Here is a 25,794-nt window from a genome sequence, read left to right on the forward strand (position 1 = left end):
CGCCCAACCTCAGCCCTGGGCCGTAGCGCTCCACCTTCTTCTCGTGCCCCTGGCCGGGACCGAGCCGCGCCCCCGGGGTGAGCAGACAGCCAGCCTGGCGCAACGTCCGCCGGTTTCCGGGGCGGCCCCGTTCCGGCGGCGGGCCTTACCTCACCTGTTCGTCGTCCTCTTCGCTGGAGGCAACACACGCATGTCGCGCACACCTCAGCCCATCCCCTCGTTCTGGAAGACGGTGCCGGTGCTCAAGAAGGCCGCACGTCAGATCGATCGCGCGGTCAAAGCGGCCCATCCCGAACGCGGCTGCTTGCCGGTGCCGCGCCTGCGCGCCCCCGATCGGCCGGGAGATGTCCCGCGCTACCTCGCCTACCTGCAGCACGGGCTGTTCGACGACGACGGCTACCGCCACCCGGCGTGGGACAACGCCGCCACGTCCTGCTCGCACCTGGCTGCCGAGCACGTCCGCCTGATCTATGAGGTCACTTACTGGTGGTACGAGACCCTGCGTGACCTGGAGCGTTACCTGACGCCAGGGCAGGAGGAGGACGTCTTCAACAGCTGGCATCAGCTGCGCGAGCCGCGCGGCTTCTATGGCCACTTCGCTCGCGATCTCAATCGGCTCATTCTCCTCACCCGGTGAGCGTCTCGTGGCCTGCAGCGTTCGCCGTGCGAAGGAAGGCTTGGGCTTACTCGAGCAGATCGGCGAGATGGTCGCCGACCACCTGGTGCTCGTTCGGGCCTCTGGCTGAGCAGGCACCCGCCCTCACCACGCCTCCAACGCCATCTTCCTGCGGCGATCCGCACTGATCGGCCTGATCCCGGCGCCCGCCTGGGTGTACTGGCCGTCCCGTCCGCTCCGGAAGGCCACGCCGCGCTCCGCGCGGTCGCCCACGGGCGAGCCTTCCTGCGCTCCCCGGGACGGCCCGTCGCCCAATCCCAGGCGCCGGGACCAGCCCGGCAGCGGCGACAGGAGAGCAGCCGATGCAGCAAGGCACCTCCCAGAACCTCATGCATCAGACCGGCCGGCGGCCAGGCCCCATCACGTCGACCCCGGCGGTCATCGACAACTTCCGAGGCCGATACGAGTTCCTGTCGAACTTCTTCGAGAAGATCCCCGTGACCCTTCCAACCAGGGAAGGCATCATCGAGTTCCCCTCGCTCGAGCACGCCTTCAACTGGGCCAAGAGCCTCGACGCGCGCCAGCGTGCCTGGGTTCTCGCAGCCGACACCCCACGAGAGGCCAAGAGACGCGGCCGCGCCGTGCAACTACGCCCCGACTGGAACAACTTCACGCGGTTCCTCGCCATGGACACCGCTCTGCGGGCCAAGTTCGCCCCCGGAAGTCGCCTCGCCAACCTGCTGCTGGCCACCGGGGACGCCTTCCTCATCGAGGGCAACCGGTGGCACGACAACGAGTGGGGCGACTGCCGGTGCGGCCAGCTCAAATGCCAGCAGCCAGGCTTCAACTGGCTCGGCAAGATGCTGATGAGCCTGCGATACGAACTGCGTTTCCCCGACGTGCCGATCACGCCGCTGTCGGTGATGACCGGTGTACCGGGCCTGTGCCGCATCCAGTCGGCCGCGGTGCCGGACGAACTCGTCGCGGCCGTCACGCGCCAGCCGGACCTGGTCGCGATGCTGGGCGCCGAGCCGCGCGTTGTCCTCGCGCGCGTTCTGGAGCTCGTCTACCCGAAGTCGGCCGCCGAACGGGCGGCCAACCCGCCAGCCTCGCCGCCGACGGCGAATCTGGCCGAGCAGCTTGGCCTGCCCCGCCCAGCGACCCCGGGCAGCCACATCCCAGGCCCCAACCCTCGTCTGGACCCGAGGCCTGACCCCGACAACCCGCATCAGGCCTGGAGCCGCCTCGCGGTCCTGTGGAGCACCGAGAAGGCACAGGCACCGGGCGCACACCCATACGCGGCAGGCGCCGATCTGAAAGCCGCCGTGGGCGCCAGCGCCTGATGATCTTCCACGGTTAGCCGGGATGTCTGCCCGAGGGTGTCCCCGCGGGTAGATCGCCCCATCTGACTTCCAGCCTTCGCCAGCCCCCACGCACCCCGGCGTGGGGGCTGGCCTCTGCCCATTCCTCCTGGAAAGGGGTAAACGATCATGCTGTCCAAAACCGGCGGTGGCCGTCGACGGGCCTCCACCACAGTGACCGTGACCACCGCCCTGGCTGCCTTGTCGCTGTCACTCTCTGCCTGCGGCAGCGATCCCAGCGAGGACTCCAGCGCGCCCAGCGTGACCGCGGACTGCGTCGTGCAGCAGCCTGACGGCTCCTACAAGGCCGTGGACGACGACTACTGCGATGACGACGACAACGACCGCGACTCGTTCGTCTGGATCTACGGCGGCAGCTCATCCCACAATGGCCACATCTACGGCGGCACCCGGCAGCGGCCTTCCAACACCAACATCACCAGCCGGTCCGGCAAGGTCATCGTCGGAGGGTTCGGCGGCACCAGCAAGGGCGACGGTGGCTCCTGATGCGTCGCGAGCAAAGCCCCGCCAGGCCCGGCTGGCAGCAGATCATCGAATCCCAGGGTCTGGGCTTCCACGGCAACGTCCCCCAAGGCGAGGATGGCCGGCCGTACTGGGACGAATCCGTCCACTACGTCTTCGACATCGCGCAAGTCGAGGACCTTGAGCGTGCCGTCGAGGAGCTGCACGGCATGTGCTTGGACGTGGTGGACCACGTGGTCAGGTACCGCCGCTACAGCGACTTCCGGATTCCGCAGTGGCTGCACGATCCCATCGCCGCCTCCTGGCGTCGCCGCGACCCGCACCTGTATGGGCGGTTCGACCTGTGCTACGACGGGCGCGGCCACGCCAAGCTGCTGGAGTACAACGCCGACACCCCCACCTCGCTAATCGAGACGTCGGTCATCCAGTGGTACTGGATGACCGACACCCACCCGGGCGCCGACCAATGGAACTCGCTGCATGAGCGGCTCGTCGGCCGCTGGCGGAACCTTCACCCGGGAAGGCGGCTCCATCTGGCCCACACCAGCGAAGACAGCTCCGGCGAAGACGAACTGACGGTCGCTTACATGGCCGACACCGCCGCTCAAGCCGGCCTGACCGTGACCACCTTGCCGGTCGAGGCCATCGGCTGGGACACCGAACTGCGGCGCTTCGTCGACCAGCATCACAACCCCATCGAGACGCTGTTCAAGCTCTACCCGTGGGAATGGATGACCACTGACGACTTCCGTACCGCCGCAGTCAAGGCCCAGCGGGGCACCCCATGGGTGGAACCTCTGTGGAAGATGATCCTGTCGAACAAGGCGCTGCTAGCCGTGCTCTGGGAGCTCTACCGAGACCACCCGAACCTGCTGCCCGCCTACCTCGACGGGCCACGCGAGCTGACGTCCTACATTGTCAAGCCGTTGCTCGGCCGCGAAGGCGCCTCCATGAAAATCGTCACCCCCGCCGGGACCGAAACGACCCCGGGCGAGTACGGCGCCGAAGGCTACGTCCACCAGGAACTCTGGCCGCTGCCCGACTTCGATGGCTGGCGGCCGGTGCTCGGTGCTTGGGTTGTCGGCGATGAAGCCGCCGGCCTGGGCATCCGGGAAACACGCGGATTGATCACCGGCGACACCAGTTCGTTCGTACCTCACCTGATCCAGGGCTGAGCTGCCGACCCCCGCTCGCGGCGGTGCCCAGAATGGCCCTTTCAATCTCGCCCGAGTTGAGCGACCAGCCGGTGAACCGGCTTTCGCCACCTTGGAGGACCCGCTTGCTGCGCTCGGCGGGCGGGGTCACGTCGCCGGGCCCTCGCTGATACCTCGAACACGGCTCGCGTTGACCCGCCACGCCTGCTCAGTGGCGGGTCGGCCCATCCTCCCCGCCCGCGCGGCGTAGGCCGCGGGCCCGGCCTCGTCCCCTGCCGGAAACCAGCTCCTCACGCGTCGGCCCAGGTCGACGCCGATCCGCCGCTCCTCAAGCGGCGCACCTCACACCCGACATTCGACCAGCTGAAAGGACAAGCCCTCAGATGCCATCCAGCAGACCGACCGCTCGCGGCGCCGCCCTGACCATCATCCTCGCCGCCGGAACCGTCGCCATTCAGTCCCCTGCCGCCGATGCAGCAAGCGACGCCCGGCAGGCGCGGGCCGCTGCCGTGGCAGTCGCCGTTGCCAAAGATCAGGTGGGCGACGTGTATCGGTACGGAGCGACCGGCCCTAACGCCTTTGACTGCTCCGGCCTGGCCCAATACGCGTGGCGCAAGGCCGGAGTGAGGCTACCGCGCGTCGCCAGCAGCCAGTATCGCGCCCTGCGCGTCAAGGTCGCCTGGCCCGACATCAAGCCGGGCGACCTGCTGTTCTTCTGGCGGTTCGGTCACGTCGGCGTCTACGTCGGCGGCGGCCAGATCGTCCACGCCCCCCGCGAGGGCAGCCGCGTCCGCGTCGACAAACTCAGCCAGGACTGGCTGAAGAGGGCCTTCTCTGGCGCTGGCCGTCCCGGCCTGTGACGCAGGACGGATCCCTCCATCCTGCAGCGCAGAAACCCAGTCCACCAGCACGCTTGTGTGAGAAGACGCCGCGTGCACGGGCACATCGTCACCCTCGCCGTCATGATCGCGTTCGGTCAAGCTGCCACCTGGGATATCCCCCAGGACCTGAGCATGCTGGCCTGCTGCCCATGACGAGACCTTCAAGGGCGAGTCCGAAACCTGCCCCCGATACGCAAGCGCACGTCGGCCCCTCGAGTGTCGTGTGCCCTCAGAAGCACAGGCGCCGAACATCTCTGAGCCCCTCACGTGCGGACCGGTTCCCGGCGCCCACCTGGGTGTACTGGCCGCCCTGTTCGCTCCGGAAGGCCACGCCGCGCTCCGCGCGGTCGCCCCTGCGGGGCGAGCCTTCCTGCGCTATCGGGGCGGCCAGGGGCGATCACCAGGCGCCGGGACCGGCCCGGCGGTGTTGGTGGTTCATTCGCCACCACCGATGCAGGGAGAGGCCACCATGCCGACAACGATCAGCCGTTTCGCTGACGAGCATCTGTTCCTGTCCACGTTCGCGTACTCCCCGATCACCCTCCCGACGCGTGAAGGAATGGTGCAGTTCCTTTCGGTGGCGCACGGGTGGAACTACGCCAAGAGCCTGGATCCTCACTTTCGGGCCAAGGTCATCGCCGCTGGCACCCCAGGAGAAGCCCAGGCGCATGGTGAGCAGGTAACCCCGCGCCCGGATTGGGACGAGTCGATGCGCTTCCGCGTCATGGAGGACTGCCTGCGGGCGAAGTTCCATCCAGGTAGCCAGTTCGCTGATCAACTGTTGTCTACCGGGGAGGCGCTCCTCATCGACGGCAACACCCGGCACGACAACCTGTGGGGCGACTGCCAGTGCGGCCACCCCGCTTGCCGAGCACCCGGGGCGAACGTTCTCGGCCGGATGCTGATAAGCCTGCGCGACGAACTCCGCTTCCCCAGCGACATGAGAATGCCGCTGTCGGCGATGACCGGGATTCCCGGGCTCTGTCGCGTTCCTCCGGCCCAGGTGCCCAACGAGCTCGTCACGGCCGTCACCCAGCAGTCAGATTTGGCCGCGATGCTGGCGGGGGCCGACCTACGGGTCGTACTCGCCCGCCTGCTGGAGATCTTCGTTCCCCCTATCGTCGCGTCAGGTGAGCGGACGTTGGGGTTGGATCGCCCCATCGACCCTGCGACGCATGTGATCCTGCCTCGCCCCGCCGCCCCTGGTCAGGGCATTTCCGGTCGGATATCGCGCCTGGATGTGGTGCCCGGCCCTCGTGGCCCCCGGCTTGTCTGGCGTGTCGGGACTGATGCTCGCGGTCCGGTCGAGGTGCGGTGGGACCTTGACGAAGCGGAGAGTCTGGCTGCTCACATGGGAGCTCTCACCGCCGACGTCAAGCGTCGTTCCGCGCTGCAGGTCGCACCTTCCTTCGAGCAGTAGCAACTTCAGCCCCCCCTGCCAGAGGCGTCTCTGCCGCCGCCGGCAGTACTGCCTTCCCCACGGGTCGGGCAGGGCGGGCAGAGCCTTCAACGGCTTCCAGAGCCCGTACGGGAAGCGCCCCAAAATCGCCGGGTAGACGGTACGGCCGACCCAGGACGTATCTGCGGCGTCGGCTTTGATCTGCTGCGCCGACGCGACCTTCCCCCCGTTCTTCCCCGCTGGGATCCACTGACCAACGGCACCAGAGGTGCCCCGGAGTCGGCGTGAACCCTGCAGCCCAAGGCTTCGCTCGCTCAAGCGGTGCGCCATCACGTGCGACGTCGCGCAAAGGCCCCCATTTCGCCGGTGAGCCCCGCCTCTCGCTGAGGCGGGGCTTTCGCATGCCGAACCGCTCAAGTCCACCCCCAGCCCTCGACAGGAGATGTCACGTGCGCGTGCTCATCCTCACCCTCGCCGTCGCGCTGGTCCTCACGGCGATCCCGATGACCTACCTGGCCATCCGATGGGTCGCCCGCCGCCGCCGCGACCAAAAAGACCTGGCCCTGTGCCGAAAGTTCCTCCGCCACATCCAGGCCCGAGCCCAGGAACACCAGGAGCTCGGAGACCCCTTCGCGGTGATCGTCGCCGACGACATCCTCCACTTCACCCGCAACAACACACTCCCGGAAGGCAACAAGGAATGAACACCTCCCGCAACCTCACCGCGATCACGGCCGCCGCCTTGCTGGCGGCCGGCTGCTCCATCACGAACGTCGAGCCGGACGAGGCGGGCATCGTCTACGACGCCGGGCCGCTGTCCAGCACCACGTTCCAGGAATGCCTCAAGCCGTCCACCCGCGACGTGTCCGGCCCCGCCGACGAGGGCTATCAGTACCCGAACGGACAGCGGACGTTCCGCTTCAGCGGCAACGATGGGGACGAGAGCAAGCCGATCACGTCCGCATCAAAGGACGGCGCCACCATGACGATCTATGGTGGGCTCACCTTCAGCTTCTCCGCCGCCGACTGCACCAAACTCCGCAAGTTCCACGAGGAGATCGGCCGCAAGTACGCCGCGTACGAGCCCGGCGGCTGGATCGAAATGCTGAAGTTCTACGTCGGCGGCCCGGTCGAGCGGGCCATGGACGAGGCCACTCTCAAGTACACCTGGCGCGAGCTCTACTTCGATTCCGCCAAGAAGGCGGCGTGGGAGCAGGAGATGGCCACTCTGACCGGCAAGTACATCGCCCAGATCGCCAAGGGCGACTATTTCGCCGGGATGTCGTTCATCCTGCGTCAGCCCGAGCCGCCGGAGGAGCTCAAGAAGGCGAACCTCGCCGATCAGGTCGCAGTGGCGCAGAACAACGCCCAGAAGCAGATCAACGAGAAGCTCAAGACTGAGCTGGAGTCCACCAAGGCGCTCGTCGACGTGCTGGGTCAGCAGGGCGCGGTGTCCAAGCTGAACATGGACAAACTCGCCGAGATCGCCGCATCGGGCAAGGTGAGCATCGTCTACGTGCCCGAGGGCGGCAAGGTCGCCGTCGCACCCCCCAAGTAGCCCGCAACGCTCGGGCGCGGTCAGTCCAGCGCCCGAGCACCTTCCTCTCCTCGGCCGCCCCTATTTCTGAAGCTCACAGATGTACGAGGCGCGCGCCGCGACGAGCAGGGCAGCCCGTTGTGGCGCTCGTGGCCACCGACATTCACGACGTGTCCCATGTCGTTCTCCGCCTGCCCCAAGGCGACGGCCCCAGCATCGAGTAACGCTCCCTTGCCGAGCCCGCCTGCCAAATGCGCCACCACTGCGACCCGGCCGGCGCGCCTGCTGCGGGGAAGGAGGCGTGCTGGCCGAAGCGTGTCCATCGATTGCTGCGCACCAGCGACCTGGGCGGCCAATACACCATCCAGCCGGAGCCACCGCCGCCCGCCCCGAGACAGTACGCGGATCGCTAGAGGGCACCATCAACAGATCGCCTGAGCCCTCACATAACGAATGCCCGCCTACCGCTGCGGTCGTTTTCTGAATTTCGCGCGGGGCCGCACCTTGATCCCAGATAATCCCGCATGCCCCCTATGTTCGCTGAGTTCATTAACAGACCTCCTCAACTCGAAGGAAACAGCCATGTTCGAGATCTACAACGGTATGCCAGCGGCCGATCTCACTTCGGTGCGCTGGAGAAAGAGTCGATACAGCAATTCGCAGGGCAACTGCGTGGAGCTGGCCGAATTGCCCGGCGGCGAGGGCCTCGCGATACGCAACTCCCGCTTCCCCAACGGCCCTGCTCTGGTCTACACCCCTGAGGAAGTACGAGCCTTCGTGCTCGGTGCAAAGGAAGGCGAATTCGATGACCTGCTGCGGTAACACCGCGCAGGAGACATCGCGCGGAGGAAGCCAGCTCTCGCACAGGTCTGCTGATACTGCGCCCTGAAGGCCCTGCCATCTCGTCGGTAAGCGCGCGGCTCAGCATGCCGACGACAGCATGCTGAGCCGCGCAAGACCACACAAAAGACCCTCTGCCCATCAGGAGAGACAACGACTATGAACGCCCGGTTCAAGAAGGCAATCGCCAGGTTGACCTCGCATCAGAAGACTGCGGTACTGGCAGCAGTGGACGAGTTGGCCGCCGCAATGACAGCGCGCGACGGGGAGGCCGGAATGGCCGCCGTGCGCAGGGTTCAGGCGCTGAGCCCGGAAGTGGGCTCCGCCCTTCTCGACGGCCTGGCCGACGAAGTGCGCAACCTTAGGCAGGGCGAGTAGCCCCCAGATAACTTCGGCCCTGGCCCGTCCCCTTCCGGGGGCGGGCCTTCCGCATCCCTAGCCCCTCGGCCGCGCCGCCCGCGAGCTTCCCTGCGGGCCGACGCACGGTCGCATGCTGCGCCTGCTTCCCCTTGGGGGCTCCACGGCGGCGATCCGAAGCTTTCTCGGCGCCCGCCTGGTTATATCGCATGGCCGCTGCGTGGGGCCAGGCCACGCCGTGCTTCGCACAGTCGCCTGCGGCGAGCCTGGCCCCACTCCGCCGCCATACGAGCTCTTGCGACCCAGGCGCCGAGACAGCTCGCCTCGGCGCAACGGGATACGCGAGAGGACGGCGCATGCTCAAGCCAATCGTTGAATGCGTGGATGGGGACTTTACCAACCTGCTGGAGGTCATCGTCCGCGTTGGGGGTCACCAGCTTCCGGCGGGCACCACCAGCTGGGGAATCATCGCCGTGCGGCGCGATGAGCGCACGGGCTCCCCTGGGCCGCATGGTGGCTGGTTCTGCCCGGGGCCCGGCAACTGGGCCGAAGCCAAGGGCCCGATCGACAGCAGCAACGGACGGTCCTGGCCCTCTCATCCGGGCGACGGGCTACGGCTGGCCACCACCGAGATCGACGACCTCAGCCCCCTGTGGGAGGCCGTCACCATGGACGGAATCCCCTGCGACCATCTCGTACTCGTCGCCTACGACGGGAAAGACGTCCTGGGGTACGACAGCTTGGACTACATCAACACGGGTGTGCGGGTCCGGCGGCTGGCCGTGGTCGCCGACGTCGATGGCACTGAGCTGCTCAAGCGGCACGGGACCGGTGCGCACTTGCCTGGTTTTCAGCTGTCCGGCTGGCCCCAGGAAGCGATCTTCGCAGTCATGTGGGGCGCAACCTGGGAGGAGAGCCAGGCGGCCGTCAGGGACGGTATCGCGTCGCCGGGCTACACCTGGGCGCGCGCGGCAGGCGCGAGCGACCAGCAGGTTCGCCTCGCGCTCGCCGCGGGGATTCCGCTGCGGCTCTACAGCGATTGCCTCGCCCGAGGGGCGCACCACGAAGGCATCCTCGCCGCGAGCGCCGCTGGCATCGACTTGCTTCTGTATCGGGAGGCGTGCAGGGTCGGCGCCAGCCATGACGAGATCATGACGATCTGGCGCGCCGACGTGTCCCTCAACGACTACATCGACGCGCGCGCCCACCAGGTGAGCCATGACCGGTTCCGTGCCGCCCTCAAGGCGCGCATCGACTGGGCGGGCTACGACGTGGCCCGCCGGGCGGGAGCAAGCGATCGGCGGGTTCGCCGCGCAGACCGGATGAACATCGCCTTGCACGACTACGCTCGCGCTCGGCGCGCGGGTGGAAGCGACAGGGAAGTGCTCGCCGCTCACCTGGCAGGTGTTTGCTTGCGCGCGTACGCGGCCGCTCGCGAGGCGGGTCTCACCGATGCTGAGGTCCACATTGCGCACCAGGCCGGGGCCGACCTGTATCAGTGCGCCCGCGAGCGGTGGGACAGACGCTACGCGAGCGGCGCCTTCATCGACGAGCCCCCGTTCTAACAGCATGTCAGGAGCCACTTACATGCTGGAGCGGTCGATAACGCTGGCGTACTACCGCACATACAACGAGGTGGTCGTCGAGGGCCACTACCTCGGCCGGCCTGACGACGACTGGATGCTCACCTTCCGCGACGGGGAAAGCCCGTGGGGAGCCGGTCCCGCGTTCACCCTGTCGCACCGCCAACTCCGCGCCATCTACGACTGGCCGCAGTTCTTCACCACCTGGCACCAGTTCCCGCCGGCGTCGCTTGACGACCTGACCGTGCTGCTCGACTACCTCGGGGTGGAGGACCAGACCGAGCCCCGGGCTCGCGCCCGCGAGCAGGCCGATTGGATGGCGATGGTGCAAGAGGACACCTTCGAAGACGGCCCCGTGCAGGACGATCATTCGGACCTGCCCCCGGAGCCGCACCCGGACGACTGTCCCCCCGAGCACGACCTGTAGATCGGGCCATGGCGGCGCGGGCCACACCTGCGCCGCCTCTCCCAAACAGTTCTCCCCGCTGGGAAGAGCCCTTCTGGCGCCCGCTCCTCCGATTCCTCGCCGCCATCGCTGGCTCTGTACATCCAGGGTGAACGTCTGACTCTCTCGGCGCCGGCCTGGGGTCTACCACGCACCCGCTCCGCCGGGCAAGGCCAAGCCGCTACGCGGTCGCCTCCGGCGAGCCCTGCCCCGCTCCTTGGGCCCGCCGTCCAGGAAGCCCAGGCGCCGAGACAGCCAGTTCTCGTCCGTAGTGAACTCATCCGCTTCACCAGCAGCCTTCCATGTTCCGAAAGGGGACCAGCATGAGTGGCATCATGTCCGGCGGCTTCACCGCTATGGCGACGTTGGCAGCTTTCCTGAACGAGTTCGCGACGGCCGTCGCGGAGGACGAGGACTACATCGACCGCCTGCAGGACGAAGACCCGTACGAGGCTCCCCCCACGCTGGCCTATGGTGCCATCGGCGTGGTGCGGAAGTTCGCCAAGGAGCAGGGCCTACAGCGCATCACAGGCGACATCGGTGACGAGGTGCTGTTCGACCCCGAGCTGCACCAGTGCGCGGAGGGAACCCCGGCCGTTGGCGCGCTGGTCAAGGTGCTGGAGCCGGGGTGGACATGGCAGGTGCCTGAGGGGCGACGTGCTCGTCACACCGACGGCCGGAAAGGATGGCGCTGGCAGGCAGCTTTCGAAGTCGTCCGGATGTCAACCGTGAAGGACCTGGCCGCCGAACGCGCTGCCCAGCGCGCGGCGGCGGCCAAACGCCACAATGACTATTTCCTGGGGCCTCAGCGGATCGGCGGTCGTTACTACAACGGCCATTGGCACCAGGAGTACACCGTCCTCGACATCAACTACGACGCCGACGGCAAGGCTCGCCAGATCACCATCCGCGATGAGGAAGGCACGCGGACTCACCAGACACCGTGGGCCTTTAGCAGCGTGCACCTGGTGATTGAGCAACCAGCCTGACCGCCCTTTGGCGGACGGCTGCGTCCTGCCCAGCTGCGGCTGTCCAGCAACGGACGCCGCACGCCACCCGCTCCAGGCTGTTCCCGGCGCCTGACCTGGCGTCTACCACTGACCCGTTCCGCAGGGGCAAGGCCAAGCCGCGCTGACGCGCGGTCGCCTCCGGCGAGCCTTGCCCCGCTTCTCGGGTCCGTCGTGCGCGAAAGCCAGGCGCCGGGAGCAGCCCAATCTCCCCGCGCTGAAAGAACCCGCCTGCCCACGTCCGGGCGGGCGGCTGCCCTTTCTGCACGTCCGGAGGACAACTTCATGCATCTCACCACGGCGCAGCCCGTCACTGTCGCGCTGCTGCACACGACCCTCACCGTGATCGTCAGTGCGGGCAGCGATCTGCCCGTGCTGGTGTCGTCCGCCAGTGAGGATGTCGCCTACCCGATCACGCAGCATGTCCGGGTTGGCTATTTCCGGCAGGTTGAGTCCCCACGTCACCAGGGGCCGGTGGGCCGCCTCACCTCTTCGTCGGCGGACGGGGCCGCAGCGGTGGCGCTCACTGCCGAAGACCCTGACCCATCCCAGGCACTGCAGTGGGCCGCCACGACGTCTCGTGTGGCCGGTTCCCTGATGCTGCAGCAGCCGGACGCACTGGTCCTGGTGCCGATCGGGCCAAGGAAGGACGGCCTCTACGCCCCGCTCGACCACGCGATGGACACCAAGAGGTACGAGCCCATGAGCGGCACTAGCGTGTGGGGCGGCCTTCCGGGCGGCCCCATGGCGCACGTGCTGTGGCCGGCCCGCCCAGCCGCCCGCCCCGAGGCGCTCACGCCGACGGATTGGTACGGATACCTCGCCCAGAGCGATGTCTGCATCGATCATCGAGGTCGTGTGCGGTACGTCAACGCGCTGAGTTTCTTCGAGGCGGCGATGGCGTTGGCGTGGTTGAAGGTCCACGCCGGTTCCATCGCCGACCGCGTCATGAGCGACATGGTCAAGAACGTGCTCCCCCGGCAGGCCACACCAGCACAGCTGACCCGCTCCAGCCCGTCTCCCTTCCGGGTGCGCGACGCTCACGCTCAAGTCTGGATAGCTGGCACCCCTCTGGCGCGTGAACTGGCCAGGCTCCTGCAATAGCCACAGCCGCACGACTCGCCACGGTATCCACCCTGCGGCGCGGACACCCCGCCTTCACTCCCAGCTAAAGCTGCCCCAATCACGAGCGCATCGCGGAATTGTGACAACTCGCACTCCGCCACCGCTTGACCTAAGCCCTTTGCGTGCGTCGTGCACGTGCGCATTGGGAGGTGGTCAAACGGAACCACCCCCACCAAGGAAAGGAAGGGCCTTTATGCTGCCCGAGGTTGAAGCGTATTTCAACGCCCTAAACGGCAGAAAGCTCGACACCGAGCGCGGCCGCGTGTACAGAGACTATCCAGTTCCCGACTGGGATCACACCATGTCGCCGGAAAAGGTCGCGGAATACTTCAAGGCGGAGGACGCGCGAACCGCCGCCCTGCGCGCGCTGGACAAGGCACACAAAGAGCGAGAGGCCAACGCGTACCAGGACCTGCTCAAGTCAAAGGACCCTGTGGTGCGATGGCTCCTCACCGACCAGGAAATCCAGCGCGAGTACCCCCAGTTCGCGGAGGTCGTCCTGAGGGCTCTTCCGATGACTCGCGAGGAACTCGAAGACTTCGGCGAACGTCAAGGGTGGGGAGCGGTATACGGGCGCATGTTGAGGCGTGCGGAAACGGAGGGCGTCCTGCCCGAGCGGGTCCCGGACCTCGCCGACATCGACCCGTTGGTGCATGAGATCGCCAACGCGTTTAGCCTGCGCGAACGCCGCGTCCGCGCGATCGTCAAAAAGCACCTTCCGAGCATTCTCGCCAGCGCCAGGAGCATGGAGGCGCAGCAGTCACAGGAGAGTGGGCAAGCGCCCATGTAACCAGTGGCCAGTAACTTGAGCAGACGCCTCCCAGGCGTCATGTACGAGTTCGGCGTTTCCCCGCGGTACAGCTGGGCGCGCGTTCTTGGATACATGCGCGTCCAGAGCCCGGCCCGATGGGTGCCGACCTACTTCTGTTCCTGCCCTCACGTGAACAGGAACGCATGAATGACGACTCCCGGTCCTGCGGCGCAAAATCGCCAGCGATCTGCCGCCGCGCATACGACTACCTGATTATCGCGTCGTGGAAGGTCACCAATCGATACCGCTGTGGGTCGCGACATCAGGACTGTGCCGTCGTGGCCATCAACACCGATAACGCTGGTCGAGCACCGTCAAGTCGACTGCGACGGACACGTGCACCTACACAACGCCGTGGGATGAGCCCCTGGGACAAGGTCATCCAGCACCCCCGACCTGATCCTGTCGTTGTGACAGCTCGGCTCACGTGTTCGGCGGCCCACCAGACCGTGAGGCGGGCTGTCTCGGCACCCACCTGGTTGTACTGCGGGGGACCCTCCGCGCGGCAAGGCCAAGCCGTGCTCCGCACGGTCGCCCTGCGGGCGAGCCTTGCCCCGCTCCACGCCCCCCGCAGTGCCGGCAATCCAGGCGCCGAGGCAGCTCGCCTCGCGCGCATCGGACACGCCGAGGGGATGCCGCATGCTGATTTCGACCGTCCACCTGCTCGACAAGACCTACACCAATCTGTTGGAGCTGCTGGTCCGTGACGGCAACCACACACTGCCGGCCGGAACCACCCGCTGGGGGCTTCGCGCCGTCTACCGCGCCTCCAACACAGGCGAGCGCTGCTCCTCGCATGGATTCGTCTATCCTGCGCCGGGGAACTGGGCCGAGGCTCCAGGCCCGATCGTCGAGAGGAACACCAACGGCTTTCCGCGCCGCGTCGGCGACGGCCTGTGCCTGTCGACCACGGAGCTCGATCCTGAGGCGCCACTGTGGCACGGCATCGCCTCCAGCAGAATCCCCGCCGATCACCTGCTGCTGGTCGCCTACCACGACGACGACGTCCTGGGAACCGACGTCTGGAATGGCACGATGAGAGTCCGGCGCATGTTCGTCGTGGCGGATATCGACGGCGTCTCCCTGATCATCCAACGGGGCACCGGCGCGTACCTCAGCGGCGTTGAACTATCGGATCCAAAGATCACCAACGCCGCTCCCGTGCTCATGGCGGGGGCCACCTGGAGCGAAATCCAGGCCGTCATCGCCGACCGCATCGATCTGCGATGGTACGCCCGAGTACGCCAGGCGGGAGCGGGTGACGAGCAGGTCCGCCACGCGTTCCAGCAGTTCCGTCAGCTTCAGCAGTTCTGGCAGCATGACTACGCTCGCTGCCTGGAGGCAGGAGGCAGCCACGACGAGATTCTCGAGGCCTCCAGCGCGGGTATTCCTCTGGGCGCCTACGATGACGCACGCCAAGCTGGTGCCAGCCACCGCGAGATCCTCGCCATCAGCGATGACCTTGACGACATCTACGACTACGTCTACGCGCGCATCAGCGGGGTGAGCGACTCACGCTACCGTGCCGCCCGCAAGGCTGGAGTGGACTGGTACCACTACGACGACGCGCGCAAGGCAGGAGCCAGCGACAGGCGGGTGCGTCGCGCCCGCCGGCTGGAGTTCTACCTCCCCGATTATGTGCGCGCTCTGCGAGCTGGCGCGAGCGACCGCGAGGTGCGTGCCGCCCACCGGGCAGGGATCGACGTGGGCGACTACGCCCTGGCTCGGGAAGCTGGCCTCACTGACCAGGACGTGCAGACCGCCCTCCACATCGGCCGCAACGTGGTCGAGGTCGCCAACGAGCGGTTCCACCGTTACGCGCCGACGTTCGCGGACGAACTGCCCTTCTAACGGACCTGGCGGTCGAATCTCAGCCGTCTGCAGCCCGTCGGCCTGACCGCTGCCGGGCGGATACCACCTCCCCTGATGCGGCCGCCGCGCGACCTCACGATCGCGCGGCGGCCCACCGCCACCATGGCCCCTGCATGCGCTCATCCAAGGAACCCATCGTCGTGACGCACTCCCAGCTCGCCAAGGCGCTTCTCGCTGCCCTCGATCGTGGCGACATCCCTGCCTCTCCGCAGCCCGGCCGTCACCAGGCTGGCCAGCCTTCAGCTCTGACCTGCCAGGCCCACATCAGCCCGGGCATGCGCTCGCTGCACCTGACGTTGCCGGCCACTGGTCAGCAACCAGACCTGGCCCGAGCCTGGTTCAACGCCGTTCGCCCCCACTTGGACCCTCACTGGACGTTGCAGGTGACCGCGCAGACGGACGGCCCGGTCCCGCGGACCGTGACGGTGTGGGGCAGAACCTGAGCCGCCACGCGGATGCGTCGCCGCGGAGCCGTATCCGAAGCGCTGCGCGGCCGACGCGAGGTGACTAACCGGTCAATCTCGGCGCCCAGCCTGGGTGTCCTGCCCGGTCGCTCCGCAGGGCAAGGCCAAGCCGCTACGCGGTCGCCCTAACGGGCGAGCCCTGCCCTGCTCCGCGCCCGGGCAGGGCGAGCGACCCAGGCGCCGAGACAGTCGGTCTCGCGCGCACGAGACCGTGGAGGGACACGAGATGCTCGAGCCGACCGTCACCATCGACGGCAAACGCTACGTCAATCTGCTGGAGACCGTCGTCCGCGCTGGCGGCCACCAGTTGCCGGAAGGCACCACCAACTGGGGGCTGCGCGCCGTCTACCGGGATGAGGCCAGCGGGGTTCGCACGTCCCGCAACGGCTTCACCTATCCCGGCCCGGGCAACTGGGTCGAGGCGGCGGGACCGTTCTATCGCGACGCCCATCGGACCCGCCCCCTCCGAGATGGGGACGGCCTGTGCCTGGTCACTACCGACATCGTGGACATCAGATGGCGAGGCAGGAAGACAGGCGACACCGTCTGGATGTGGACGGGCATGGCGTCCACCAGGATCCCCGCCGACCATCTGCTCTTGGTCGCCTACCACGCCGAGCACGTACTCGGCCTGGACTACCACCGCGGCATCGTCCGAGTCGAGCGCATGTACGTGGTCGCCGACCTCGACGGCGCGCACCTGATCACCACGCACGGCACAGGCGCCGAGCTGACCGGACTGCACCTGCCCTCCCTATCCCTGGCCGCCCCCCTGCTCATGCAAGGGCTCACCCCCAGCGAGATCGAGGCCGCACGCCGCACCGGCGTTGACATGGAGGCTCTGGCGCACGCGTTGAGAGCAGGAGCCAGCCCGGGCCAGGCGCTGAGCATGCATGCCGCCGGCGTGGACCTGAGGGAGTACGGCAGCTGCTTGTCCGACGGACTGACCCACAACGAAGTGCGTTGCGCCCACGGCGCCGGGATCGACGTGCGGCTGTACCGAAAAGCGCGCCGAGCGGGCATCAGCGATGACCACATCTACGCCGCGCACCGTGCTGGCATCGACGTCTTCGTCTACCCCGCAGCGCGGCAAACTGGAGCCAGTGACCGCCGCATCCGAGCCGCACAAAGAGCGGGCATCAACCTGCGCGAGTATGTCCTAGCTCGCTGGGCCGGCGCGACAGACCAGCAAGTACGCGCCGCCCATCGAACCGGACGCGACTTCTGCCTAAACGGCAGCGGTCAGCAGGCCGCCGACGGAGCCGCGACCTTGCAAGCTCTGCTCGTTCTCGACGGCTGGCTCAGCCGTCACATGCGGCCACCAGCGGACAGCTTTTCGCCCCAGCAATCCTTCGACTTCGCCTCCCTCGGCTACCGCAGACCGGACCTCGAAGAGGAACTCGACGCAGCGCCCGGCCTCCGCATTCCCGCACATGGCTGACCTCTCGCCAGCACCGCCCCGCCTGCCCGTGGCGGCATCTGGGGCGCGCCGCCTTCGCATCCCGGACGCCCGTCGTCGCGATCTGACCAAAGGAGCACATCGCATGCTTGAACCAACCCTTGTCGCGGACTTCCTGCCCCGAACGAACCTGCTTCACAAGGTGGTCACGGACGGCGGGCACCAACTGCCGGAGGGAACCCAGCACTGGGGTCTGCGTGCCGTCCGCCGCGATCCGGCCACCGGCCAGCGCTTCTCCTCGCGGGGATTCGTCTATCCCGAACCCGGCAACTGGGCCATCGCCCCCGGACCGATCAACGACCACAACAACGACGCCTGCCCGTCGGCCATCGGGGACGGACTGTGCCTAGCCACCACTGAGGTGGCTTACACCGACCCCAAGACCGGCAACCAGACGGCCATGTGGGAAGGGATCGCCTCCGGCAACCTCCCGTTCACTCACCTGCTGCTCGTCGCCTACCATCCCGCCGATGTGCTGGGTGGTCACCCAGAACAAGGGATGGTCCGTGTTCGACGGATGTTCGTTGTCGACGACGTTAACGGTGAAGCCCTCATCAAAACTCACGGGTACGGTGCCGACCTGCGCGGCCTGGAGGAGTTCGACCTCGACGCACACGCGGGCCTCGACTACGCCGAGGTGGATGCCCTCATGAACGAGGTCGCCACCTACGAGCAACTCGCTCAAGCCCGGGCAGCGAACATCTCAACGCACACCTACCTTGAGGCCCGAGACAACGGGCTGTCCCACCGCACGATTCTCGCCACGGCTACCGGCTGCCGCGCGATCGTCGCCCGTCTGGCGCTGCTGCCGTGGACTCGTGAGGCATGGAGAAGAGGCGCGCCCCTCTCCGCCGTGCTGCGGTACGCCGCGGCCCGCCAGGCAGGCATGCCCGTGCGTCGCGCAGGCCAACTCGCCGCAGCACACATCTCCATCCGCGACTACCTGCCGGCCGCGTGCGTGGCCACGCACGCCGAGATCATGGAAGCGCACCGCCACCACGTCTGGTTGTCGGCCTACGCCTCCGAACGGCGAAACGGCCACTCCCACAAGCAGGTGCTCGCGATGGATTGGGCCATTCCGTTCTAACCACGCCCAACCCGGCAGTCCGGCCCCGCCGTTCGGATCCCCGAGCTGCTCACCCGACGAAGAACTAACCACGCCGACGCTATTCGCAGACGGCTGCGGTGGCTGGCCCTGCTCTCCCTCACCATGCCCTGTCACGCGTAGGAGGTCCATGTCACGAACTGACAAGGACCAGCTCAACTGGCTCCTCACCCACTACTTCCGGACGCTTGTCCCGGTCGAGCCGGAGGTCCTGCGCGACTGGGACCCCACGCGCAGCCTTCTGCTCGACCGCCCCGACGTGTCCGCGGTCATCCGTGGCTTCTACGAGCGTCACCGTCCACGCCGCCCGATCGTCCGCGAAGAGGGATGGTGCCCGGACCGGCGCAGGGAACGCGACGCCTGCCGCGCGGCAGTCCAGGAGTACAACGCGACCGGGGAAACGGAGACCGAGCCGCCGGTCTTCCAGCACCGCCAGGGCGTCCTCCGGCCGACCTAACCCCGCGTCCCATGGCGCACGGCCGTGCTGGACGAAAAGCGGGGCGGAAATGGCCGCAGGGCGGGTCACTCGGCACCTGCCTGAGTGATACGGCGAACCCGCTGCGCGGGGCAAGACTCGCCCCAAGGGCGAGTCTTGCCCCGCTCCGCGGGTCCACCGGGTGACGGACTCAGGCGCCGGGTCAGCCCGACTCGCGACACGTTACAAGGGAGCCGTCACCGTCGAGTGCGTCGACCTACGGCTGAGTGGTCAACGTCACCAGCAGGCCCTCACGTCCGCTTCGTCCGCGTTGGACAGCTTCCCCGCTCGCCCGGCCAGAAACCCAATCGAGATGCGCCCTGAGTCAAGTGTGCATCGCCCGATCAGGGACGCATCCCTTCTGAATCTGACTCGTAGACAGGAGACATCCGTGGTCACATCGTTCGCCATCGATGCGCACAGCGCAGCAGTTGCCCGCGCCGCCGGTGCTACCGCCGAACAGGTTCACCTCGTGCACTCGGTTGGCATGGACCTGTACGGGTACGCGAAGGGACTCACGATCGGCTGCACGCACGCCGAACTGTGCGCGGCGGACGCGGCCGGTATAGACCTGTTCGACTACGTCGAAGCCCGTGAGTGGGGAATCAGCCACGATCGAACGTTGGCCGCCCACCGCGCCGGTATCGCCCCCTTCGAGTACGACACTGCCCGCCGAGCCGGCGCCAGTGACCGCCGCGTCCGCGCCGCTTATCGAGCCAACGTGGACCTGTGGTTTTACAGCAGCGCTCTGAAGGCCGGCGCTAAAGACCGGGAGGTGCGAGCCGCCTCCGCAGACGGCCTCAATCTGCTGAGGTACGCGGAATTGCGCACCGTGGCCACGGACGCCCAAGCCCGCGAAGCCCTGCTCGTGCTCGGCGACTGGGTCAGGGACTACATGCACACCCGCAAGGCGGGCCAGCCGCACCAGCCCGCCCTCCAGGCCAGCGCCGACATCCCCTTCTGACCACGAACGCCTTCTCGCGGAGCGGCTAGAGCGGCCCCGGGGACCACAGACGGTGCCCCCGGGGGCCGACATTCCCTCCCGGTCGCGACAGAAGCACCGTCCTTTTATCCTGAACCCGAAGGAGTTGACGATGAACTCTCAGCACGATCCCGGCGTGGCTGGTGAGATCCCCGCGGATCACGCCTGGTACCTCCAGCTGTACGCTGCGGGCACCACGCACGAGGAAATCTGGCGAGCGCGGGAAACATCCGGCGTAAATCTGCAGGACGTTCTCCAGCAACTCTGACTGCGGCCGCGTGCCACCGTGTGCCGCCGTGCGGACAACGCGCGGCGGCACGCCACAACGTCACCGCCAAGCCGCCAGATAGTGGTTGACTCTCTCAGCACGCAGGGTCACGCCATCGCCTCCTCGCGGCGCCCTCTTCTTCGACGGCGTCACGACAGACGATTTGTCCATGCTGGCACGCCAGATCAGGCGAGGCGCACCCCGTGGAGTGACCGCACAGGGATACGTCGGCTGCGCCGCGGTTGTTGGCGGGCGAACAGTCATAGCACCCAATCGCTCATGTCGCCGGGAACGAGTACCCCGCACCTCAGCGCCCGACTGTCCACAGCTGGGCGCGTAACCCTTACTGGTGACCTGCCGCCTCACTCGCTGTCGCCGACCAGCACGTTTCCGGACTGCACAAGCGCCCCCCGAACAAGGAGGAATCGACATGTTCGTCTCGGCCGACCGCCCAACTCTGGTCAAAGGTCTGCGGGATCTTGCTGACTTCCTTGACGCCAACCCCAAGATCCCCATTCCGACGTTTGGGACGGTGACGGTGCACTACTTCCCAACAGGTACAGACGAACAAATCCGCGCCGTCATTGACCGCATCGCGGACTATCTCGGCAGTTCCATCAACCCTGCCGACCTCAAAGCCGGGCACTATGGCACCTCGATCAGTTTCGGGCCAGCCACCTACAACGCGGTCGGCATCCTCGCGCGTGCTCGTGCTCAGTATGCGGCCGACGCCAGCTATCGCGGCTGCGTCACTCCTGACTTCGTCGAGAGCCCTGAAGCCCTCGACGACTTCGGCGGTTCCTCAGCAACTCGGCGGAGGGGTAACCTCTTCGCCCGGCTCTGGGCCTTTTCGCGTCTGTGGTTGAGCATTCAACGCCGCAGAGGGCGCTGACTTCTGAGCTCCCCGTCGCGGTCGTCGGGATGTCGGACCTGACATCCCGGCGCTGCAAGGTCCACCCGGACCAGTAGCCCGCTTTTCAAGATCGTTGTAAGCCCTTTTGGGGAGCAAGTTATCGGAATAGTCGGACTATCCCTCCATTTTTGTCGGCCATCCGCTACGCTCGCGCCTTACAGAGCGCAGAACTTGAGTCACTTTTACTTGTCAGGTTGTGGAGTGGGTCACGCAGAAGGGATGCAGCTGAAGGTGGGACGACGCGCGTGGGGGGAGAAGCGCCGCGACCACCGGGTCGGTCCCTTGCGTTACAACGATCGGGAGTACGCCACCTTGCGGATCGTCGCCGCCCGTGAAGGCGTGGATGTCGGCTCCTATGTCGCCACCACATCGCTGGCAGTGGCTATGCAGGACCTCACTCCCGTACCGGTAAAGCGGCGCGACGAACTGGTGGAGTTCATCCGCGCGCGTGTGGCAATGAACCGTCTTGCCGCAGCGCTGGGCGAGGCGGTGACGACGCTCGACTCCGAGCATGAGGCCGTGGCGTTGGATGAACTCCTGATGCGTGTCACGGATGGGATCCGCCGTTTGGAGGCCGCAGCGGACGCCGTCGCCGGCCTAGAGCCCCCATCGTGATCGCGAAGGTGCAGCAGGGCAGCCGAACCTATGGTCTGCTTTGCTACGTCTATGGGCCCGGCCGACGCGAAGAGCACCAGCGGCCCCGGCTAGTCGCTTCCTGGGATGGCGTGGAATTCGACCCTGCCGCCGAGCACGAGAGCCGGCGGGGGGAGGCGCTCTACACGTTGGCGCGACGTTTGGACCGCGCGGTCGAGGCGTACGGCGGGCGGCTTGAGAACCACGTCTGGCATGCCTCCGTGCGCTCCGCACCGGGAGATCCCGAACTGAGCGACGCGCAGTGGGCGCAGATCGCCCGCCGTCTCGTCGCCGCCGCCGGCATCACACCTCGCGGCGATCCGAATGGCTGCCGCTGGATCGCCGTGCGCCATGCTGACGATCACGTTCACCTGGTGGCCACGCTCGTACGCCAAGACGGAAAACTACCTGACCGGCACAACGATTGGCTGCGGCTGCGAAAGGAGTGCCGCGCGATCGAGCACGAGCTCGACCTACGCGTCACGGCCGAAGCCGACCGCACTGCGGTGCAAGCTCCCACACTGGCCGAGCAGGCCAAGGCACACCGGCTCCGCCGGCAACGCGTGACCTCACGAGAGATTCTGCGGGGGAAGGTACGGCCCATCGCGCTCGAAGCGACCAGCGAGGCGGACTTCTTCACCCGGCTGCACCACGAACCTGAACTGCTGGTGCATCGACACACCTCGCCCTCCGGACAGGTGGTGGGCTACGCCGTGGCCTGCGAGGGCGACACCGGACCGAGCGGGGAACCCATCTGGTTCAGCGGCTCGAAACTCGCCCCGGACCTTTCCCTGCCCCGCATCCGGCAACGCTGGACCGACACGACCACCCCCGCCCGCGGCCGCACAACTCCCCCGCCCATTACACGCGCACGGGCCGCCGGCCGCGCGCATCAACGAGAAGACACGGCCAAGGCAGAGCGGATCGCCGCCTGGCAACAGGCCACTCGCTCCGTCCAGCACGCGACCGCGGCGCTGCGACGCGGTGATCCGGGCGCGGCCGCCACCGTCGCCGGCCTGGCGGACCTGATGACGGTCTCGGCGCGGCGGGCGCCAGAAGCGGTGCGAGACAAGCTCGAGCTTGCGGCCCGGCACCTGGAGCGGGTGGGGCGCGACCCATGGCGCGAGCGCAGCGAGGCATCGCGTCACATGCGGTTCGCGCTGCAGGCAGTGGTGAGAGCCGGGTCCATGGTGGGCCAGGGTGACGAGATGGCGATCGTGGCGGCGTTCGTCGTCGCCGCGGTCCTGGCAGTACGCGCTGTCTACGCGCTGCGACAGTCCCAACGTCGGCAGACACACGCCCAGCTGGCATGGCTGGCTGGTGCCCACCTGCAGTACGCGGCCGAACTTCTGGGCGCGCGGCCGCGGGCTCGCCCTGACCATGTCGCCGCTCAGCGCCCGGACCTCCAAAGCGCTCTTCGCCATGCCGTCCGCGGGCGCGCCGATGCCGAACACATTCTGCGGCACACGGCCTGGCCGTCGCTGGCCGGCATGTTGGCTCGCGTGGAGCGGCTCGGTCACAACCCGGCGGAGGTGCTGGCCGGGGTGGTCTGGCAGCGGCCCCTGCGGCACGACACCACCAGCCCGGCGCGCAGCGACGCTCAGGTGCTCATCTGGCGTTTGGAGCGCTGGCTCGTCGACCACGCTCCCGCAGCGGCCGAGCACACCGCTGCGGTCCGCCGCACGAAACGCTCCCCGCACGCGGCCGCATCAGAGGCTTCGAAGCCGCAAGACCAACCCCTGACTCATGACGGCCGCGCCGAGCCGACGCCGGTCGACGCGCAGAACGATGTGGCAGATGGTCATGTGCTGCGCACGAGTGATGACCGGCTCTTCCAGCGTGCTGTGCTGGCCGCGGTTCAAGCCCAGGAATGCTCGCGAGCGCTGCTCGAACGGGAACTGTGGGTACGCCAGGACAAGGCGGACGAACTCCTGAAACGGTTGTCTGAGCGCGGAGTCATCGCGCAAGCCGCCGAGGGCGGCGCACGTTACACCGTCACGGTCCCTCTACAGGAGCTGGCGACGCTCAAGAAGTTCGTGGCCACCTCCACCCGGCAGGCCGTCCGACAGGCCGCGCGGCAGAGCCCGTCAGGGGCGGCTCGACCCTCCCCCCGTCGGCCGCCGCCCACTTCCTCCCCAGAAGCGCCCCCGTCACAGGCGCCGCGACGACGGTAAGACCCCCTCGTTTAACGCGTGGCTTCCCGAGGCCGCTCCTCCGGAAGCCACGCGTTCACGACATCAAACGTCCAAATCTGCAGCGTGAAGGCGCCGGGCCGGGTTTGCTCCCTGCCCGTCGGACCGATCAGCATCACAGCGAGCGCCGGCGCGGTGAGCCGCCTCGTGAACGCGAACGCTTTTCCCGAATTTCGCATACCGTGCTCCGCTGCCGATCACTCCGCGACATGGTACATACAAACACCATGGACGCCCCTCGGATCATCGCCACCGCTGCGGACCTGGTCAGCGTCGGCGAAAGCTGCCGGCCGGAGACACCGGTCGTGCTGACGGCGCCGGAAATCGAGCCCGGCGCCGATCCACACGCAGACACGTGGGTGCTCGTCGCCACCCCGACGGTCAAGCCCATGAACGCTCATGGCGGCATTGCCGCGCCCGGCGAACCGCGCGCCTACGTCGTCGACATCGATGAGCATGGAGTGCTCAAGCGCGCGAGGGTTGTCCAGGTGCTGCAGGTGGGCGCTCGCCAGGTGCGCACCCCGGGTCAGATCGGCTCGGATGCGATGCTCGCCGATCCGGAGTTGCGCCGGATCGACGCGCTTCACCGGCCGGATGGTGACATGCGGCCGCTGCTCATGGAGGACGTTGCCCGCGTGGACGTGCTGCGCGAGGGGATTCAGGACGCCATCGATGCGCCGCATCAGCCGTTGGCTCCTGCGGTCGTCCGCCGTCTGGAGCATGCTCTTGACGCGTTGGCGGCTGCGCGGTTGGAGCTCGAGGACGCGCTGCGGTACGGCGACAGCTGCGAACTGGCCCGGCTGCGCATCGTGGACGATGACCGGCCGTGCCCTGCGCGGCTGGGAGACGTGCTTGTGTTCCTGCCCGACAGCCCGGGAGCCGCATCTGGGCAGGTACAGCCCGGCTGTCGGCCACACGCTGCGCTGGCCGAGCGTACGCTGGCGGGGACACACATCGTGGCGAGGGAGTAACGCCGCACAGCAGCTTGGTGGATGGGAGGGCATGACCACCTGCGCAGGCCAGCAGCGCCGCCACCGCCGTCCATCCTGCCGGGTAGTCGAGATCGGTAAAGAACATGTGGTCAAGGTCCAGCTCCAGCGACGCGGTGATCCCGCCCAGGCGGTCGCCATCGAACACGCAGGCCGGGCAGACCTGCAGGCCTTCGGTCGTGGTCGGAGCGAGCAGATGGGCTGCCGGATAGGCGCCTCCGCACAGTGCACACTCATCGTCTAGGCCGCGACGAGCCAGAGCGTCGGCGCGGCAGCGCTCGACGAACGTGGCGAGCTCGCTTGCCAGCTGCTCGGCCGGTAGGTCGCCGCGCAGTTCCGCGACCTGTTCCACGTCGTGGCCGTCGTTCACGGCGGGGCGAAGCAGATAATCTCGGGCGGCGTTGTCAGATCGACCAGATCGCCGTCATCGGGTCCTCGTCCCCACGCCAGAAATTCAGTTGGTCGGCACGGCCGATCGTGACCAGCGCCGGCCCGGCCCACAACCGATACTGCGCGGCATCGCACGGTTCGTCGGCTGTCACCGGCCAGCCTGCCATCTGGAGTGTCGCGGCCAGATGCGCACGCACGTCCCGAGCGTGAATCACGCTCTGCCCGGCAGCTTGATCGCGCAGCTGCCACAGCGCCGCGGTGTAGGAGATACCAGATGTAGCGGCCAGGCGGCGGGCGGCGCTCTTCTGCGCCTTGTTATCGGTCATGTGAGCCATCCCTCACGGTGCTTCCACGCTAACCCCAGATATTCAAGCGGTGAGATGGTGTGGCCTGAAACAACAGAAAAGGTGCCCCCGAGCTGCAAGGATTCGAGTGTCTAAGTCGTGTCCGCCG

28 protein-coding genes are annotated in these 25,794 nt (G+C 67.5%); 26 read left to right on the forward strand and 2 right to left on the reverse strand.

Annotated features, from left to right (window positions below; genetic code table 11):
* Positions 1–190 precede the first annotated feature (190 nt).
* Entirely contained in the window at positions 191–637 is a 447-nt protein-coding gene (locus ACIBVN_RS47965) for a hypothetical protein (RefSeq protein ID WP_397147367.1), read from the forward strand.
* Positions 638–760: 123 nt separating this feature from the next.
* Here ACIBVN_RS47965 and ACIBVN_RS47970 read toward each other — a convergent pair whose 3' ends face one another.
* Positions 761–889: a hypothetical protein gene (locus ACIBVN_RS47970; RefSeq protein WP_397147369.1), complete on the reverse strand. Its 129-nt coding sequence runs from the start codon at positions 887–889 to the stop codon at positions 761–763.
* Positions 890–978: 89 nt separating this feature from the next.
* Here ACIBVN_RS47970 and ACIBVN_RS47975 point away from each other — a divergent pair, with 89 nt between their 5' ends.
* From ACIBVN_RS47975 to ACIBVN_RS48095, 25 genes are all read left to right on the forward strand, one after another.
* Positions 979–1,959, forward strand: a complete 981-nt coding sequence (locus tag ACIBVN_RS47975; RefSeq protein WP_397147371.1) for an NADAR family protein — start codon at positions 979–981, stop codon at positions 1,957–1,959.
* 147 nt (positions 1,960–2,106) lie between these two features.
* Positions 2,107–2,484 carry a hypothetical protein gene (locus tag ACIBVN_RS47980; RefSeq protein ID WP_397147373.1) on the forward strand — a complete coding sequence of 126 codons (378 nt, stop codon included), beginning with the start codon at positions 2,107–2,109 and terminating at the stop codon, positions 2,482–2,484.
* Positions 2,484–3,635, forward strand: coding sequence for a glutathionylspermidine synthase family protein (locus tag ACIBVN_RS47985; RefSeq protein WP_397147375.1), 1,152 nt, complete (start codon positions 2,484–2,486; stop codon positions 3,633–3,635). The genes ACIBVN_RS47980 and ACIBVN_RS47985 overlap by 1 nt, the downstream gene beginning before the upstream one ends.
* A 362-nt stretch (positions 3,636–3,997) precedes the next feature.
* On the forward strand, positions 3,998–4,474 hold the full coding sequence (locus tag ACIBVN_RS47990; RefSeq protein WP_397147377.1) for a C40 family peptidase: 477 nt from the start codon (positions 3,998–4,000) through the stop codon (positions 4,472–4,474).
* Between the two features lie 490 nt (positions 4,475–4,964).
* Positions 4,965–5,915: an NADAR family protein gene (locus ACIBVN_RS47995; protein WP_397147379.1), complete on the forward strand. Its 951-nt coding sequence runs from the start codon at positions 4,965–4,967 to the stop codon at positions 5,913–5,915.
* 428 nt (positions 5,916–6,343) lie between these two features.
* On the forward strand, positions 6,344–6,598 hold the full coding sequence (locus tag ACIBVN_RS48000) for a hypothetical protein (protein WP_397147381.1): 255 nt from the start codon (positions 6,344–6,346) through the stop codon (positions 6,596–6,598).
* Positions 6,595–7,452: an SPFH domain-containing protein gene (locus ACIBVN_RS48005; protein WP_397147383.1), complete on the forward strand. Its 858-nt coding sequence runs from the start codon at positions 6,595–6,597 to the stop codon at positions 7,450–7,452. The genes ACIBVN_RS48000 and ACIBVN_RS48005 overlap by 4 nt, the downstream gene beginning before the upstream one ends.
* A gap of 561 nt (positions 7,453–8,013) precedes the next feature.
* Complete coding sequence (locus tag ACIBVN_RS48010) at positions 8,014–8,253, forward strand: DUF397 domain-containing protein (protein ID WP_397147385.1); 240 nt, start codon at positions 8,014–8,016, stop codon at positions 8,251–8,253.
* Between the two features lie 177 nt (positions 8,254–8,430).
* Positions 8,431–8,649, forward strand: a complete 219-nt coding sequence (locus tag ACIBVN_RS48015; RefSeq protein WP_397147387.1) for a hypothetical protein — start codon at positions 8,431–8,433, stop codon at positions 8,647–8,649.
* 335 nt (positions 8,650–8,984) lie between these two features.
* Positions 8,985–10,193 carry a hypothetical protein gene (locus tag ACIBVN_RS48020; RefSeq protein WP_397147389.1) on the forward strand — a complete coding sequence of 403 codons (1,209 nt, stop codon included), beginning with the start codon at positions 8,985–8,987 and terminating at the stop codon, positions 10,191–10,193.
* Positions 10,194–10,215: 22 nt separating this feature from the next.
* Positions 10,216–10,638, forward strand: a complete 423-nt coding sequence (locus tag ACIBVN_RS48025; RefSeq protein ID WP_397147391.1) for a hypothetical protein — start codon at positions 10,216–10,218, stop codon at positions 10,636–10,638.
* 341 nt (positions 10,639–10,979) lie between these two features.
* Complete coding sequence (locus tag ACIBVN_RS48030; protein WP_397147393.1) at positions 10,980–11,645, forward strand: hypothetical protein; 666 nt, start codon at positions 10,980–10,982, stop codon at positions 11,643–11,645.
* A gap of 303 nt (positions 11,646–11,948) precedes the next feature.
* Positions 11,949–12,767 (forward strand): hypothetical protein, encoded by an 819-nt coding sequence (locus ACIBVN_RS48035; protein ID WP_397147395.1) that lies wholly within the window; start codon positions 11,949–11,951, stop codon positions 12,765–12,767.
* Positions 12,768–12,981: 214 nt separating this feature from the next.
* Positions 12,982–13,578 carry a hypothetical protein gene (locus ACIBVN_RS48040; RefSeq protein WP_397147397.1) on the forward strand — a complete coding sequence of 199 codons (597 nt, stop codon included), beginning with the start codon at positions 12,982–12,984 and terminating at the stop codon, positions 13,576–13,578.
* A 660-nt stretch (positions 13,579–14,238) separates the two neighbouring features.
* Positions 14,239–15,450 carry a hypothetical protein gene (locus tag ACIBVN_RS48045; protein WP_397147399.1) on the forward strand — a complete coding sequence of 404 codons (1,212 nt, stop codon included), beginning with the start codon at positions 14,239–14,241 and terminating at the stop codon, positions 15,448–15,450.
* A gap of 134 nt (positions 15,451–15,584) precedes the next feature.
* Positions 15,585–15,914, forward strand: a complete 330-nt coding sequence (locus tag ACIBVN_RS48050; protein ID WP_397147401.1) for a hypothetical protein — start codon at positions 15,585–15,587, stop codon at positions 15,912–15,914.
* Positions 15,915–16,161: 247 nt separating this feature from the next.
* Complete coding sequence (locus ACIBVN_RS48055; protein ID WP_397147403.1) at positions 16,162–17,376, forward strand: hypothetical protein; 1,215 nt, start codon at positions 16,162–16,164, stop codon at positions 17,374–17,376.
* Positions 17,377–17,479: 103 nt separating this feature from the next.
* A complete protein-coding gene (locus ACIBVN_RS48060) occupies positions 17,480–18,481 on the forward strand; it encodes a hypothetical protein (RefSeq protein WP_397147405.1) in 1,002 nt (333 codons plus the stop codon).
* Positions 18,482–18,629: 148 nt separating this feature from the next.
* A complete protein-coding gene (locus ACIBVN_RS48065) occupies positions 18,630–18,956 on the forward strand; it encodes a hypothetical protein (RefSeq protein ID WP_397147407.1) in 327 nt (108 codons plus the stop codon).
* 409 nt (positions 18,957–19,365) lie between these two features.
* A complete protein-coding gene (locus tag ACIBVN_RS48070; protein WP_397147409.1) occupies positions 19,366–19,938 on the forward strand; it encodes a hypothetical protein in 573 nt (190 codons plus the stop codon).
* A 130-nt stretch (positions 19,939–20,068) separates the two neighbouring features.
* Complete coding sequence (locus ACIBVN_RS48075; protein WP_397147410.1) at positions 20,069–20,224, forward strand: hypothetical protein; 156 nt, start codon at positions 20,069–20,071, stop codon at positions 20,222–20,224.
* A 430-nt stretch (positions 20,225–20,654) separates the two neighbouring features.
* Positions 20,655–21,116 (forward strand): hypothetical protein, encoded by a 462-nt coding sequence (locus ACIBVN_RS48080; RefSeq protein WP_397147412.1) that lies wholly within the window; start codon positions 20,655–20,657, stop codon positions 21,114–21,116.
* A gap of 240 nt (positions 21,117–21,356) precedes the next feature.
* Entirely contained in the window at positions 21,357–21,752 is a 396-nt protein-coding gene (locus ACIBVN_RS48085) for a hypothetical protein (RefSeq protein WP_397147414.1), read from the forward strand.
* The gene (locus ACIBVN_RS48090) at positions 21,749–23,944 is read left to right on the forward strand and encodes a relaxase/mobilization nuclease domain-containing protein (protein ID WP_397147416.1); all 2,196 of its coding nucleotides are present in this window, start codon (positions 21,749–21,751) and stop codon (positions 23,942–23,944) included. Before ACIBVN_RS48085 ends, ACIBVN_RS48090 begins: the two co-directional genes overlap by 4 nt.
* 245 nt (positions 23,945–24,189) lie before the next feature.
* A complete protein-coding gene (locus tag ACIBVN_RS48095; RefSeq protein ID WP_397147418.1) occupies positions 24,190–24,933 on the forward strand; it encodes a hypothetical protein in 744 nt (247 codons plus the stop codon).
* Positions 24,934–25,355: 422 nt separating this feature from the next.
* Here the strand turns inward: ACIBVN_RS48095 and ACIBVN_RS48100 are convergent, their stop codons facing one another.
* A complete protein-coding gene (locus tag ACIBVN_RS48100) occupies positions 25,356–25,667 on the reverse strand; it encodes a hypothetical protein (protein ID WP_397147420.1) in 312 nt (103 codons plus the stop codon).
* Positions 25,668–25,794 lie beyond the last annotated feature (127 nt).

This window comes from Nonomuraea sp. NPDC049400 (assembly GCF_044466425.1).
Lineage (GTDB): Bacteria > Actinomycetota > Actinomycetes > Streptosporangiales > Streptosporangiaceae > Nonomuraea.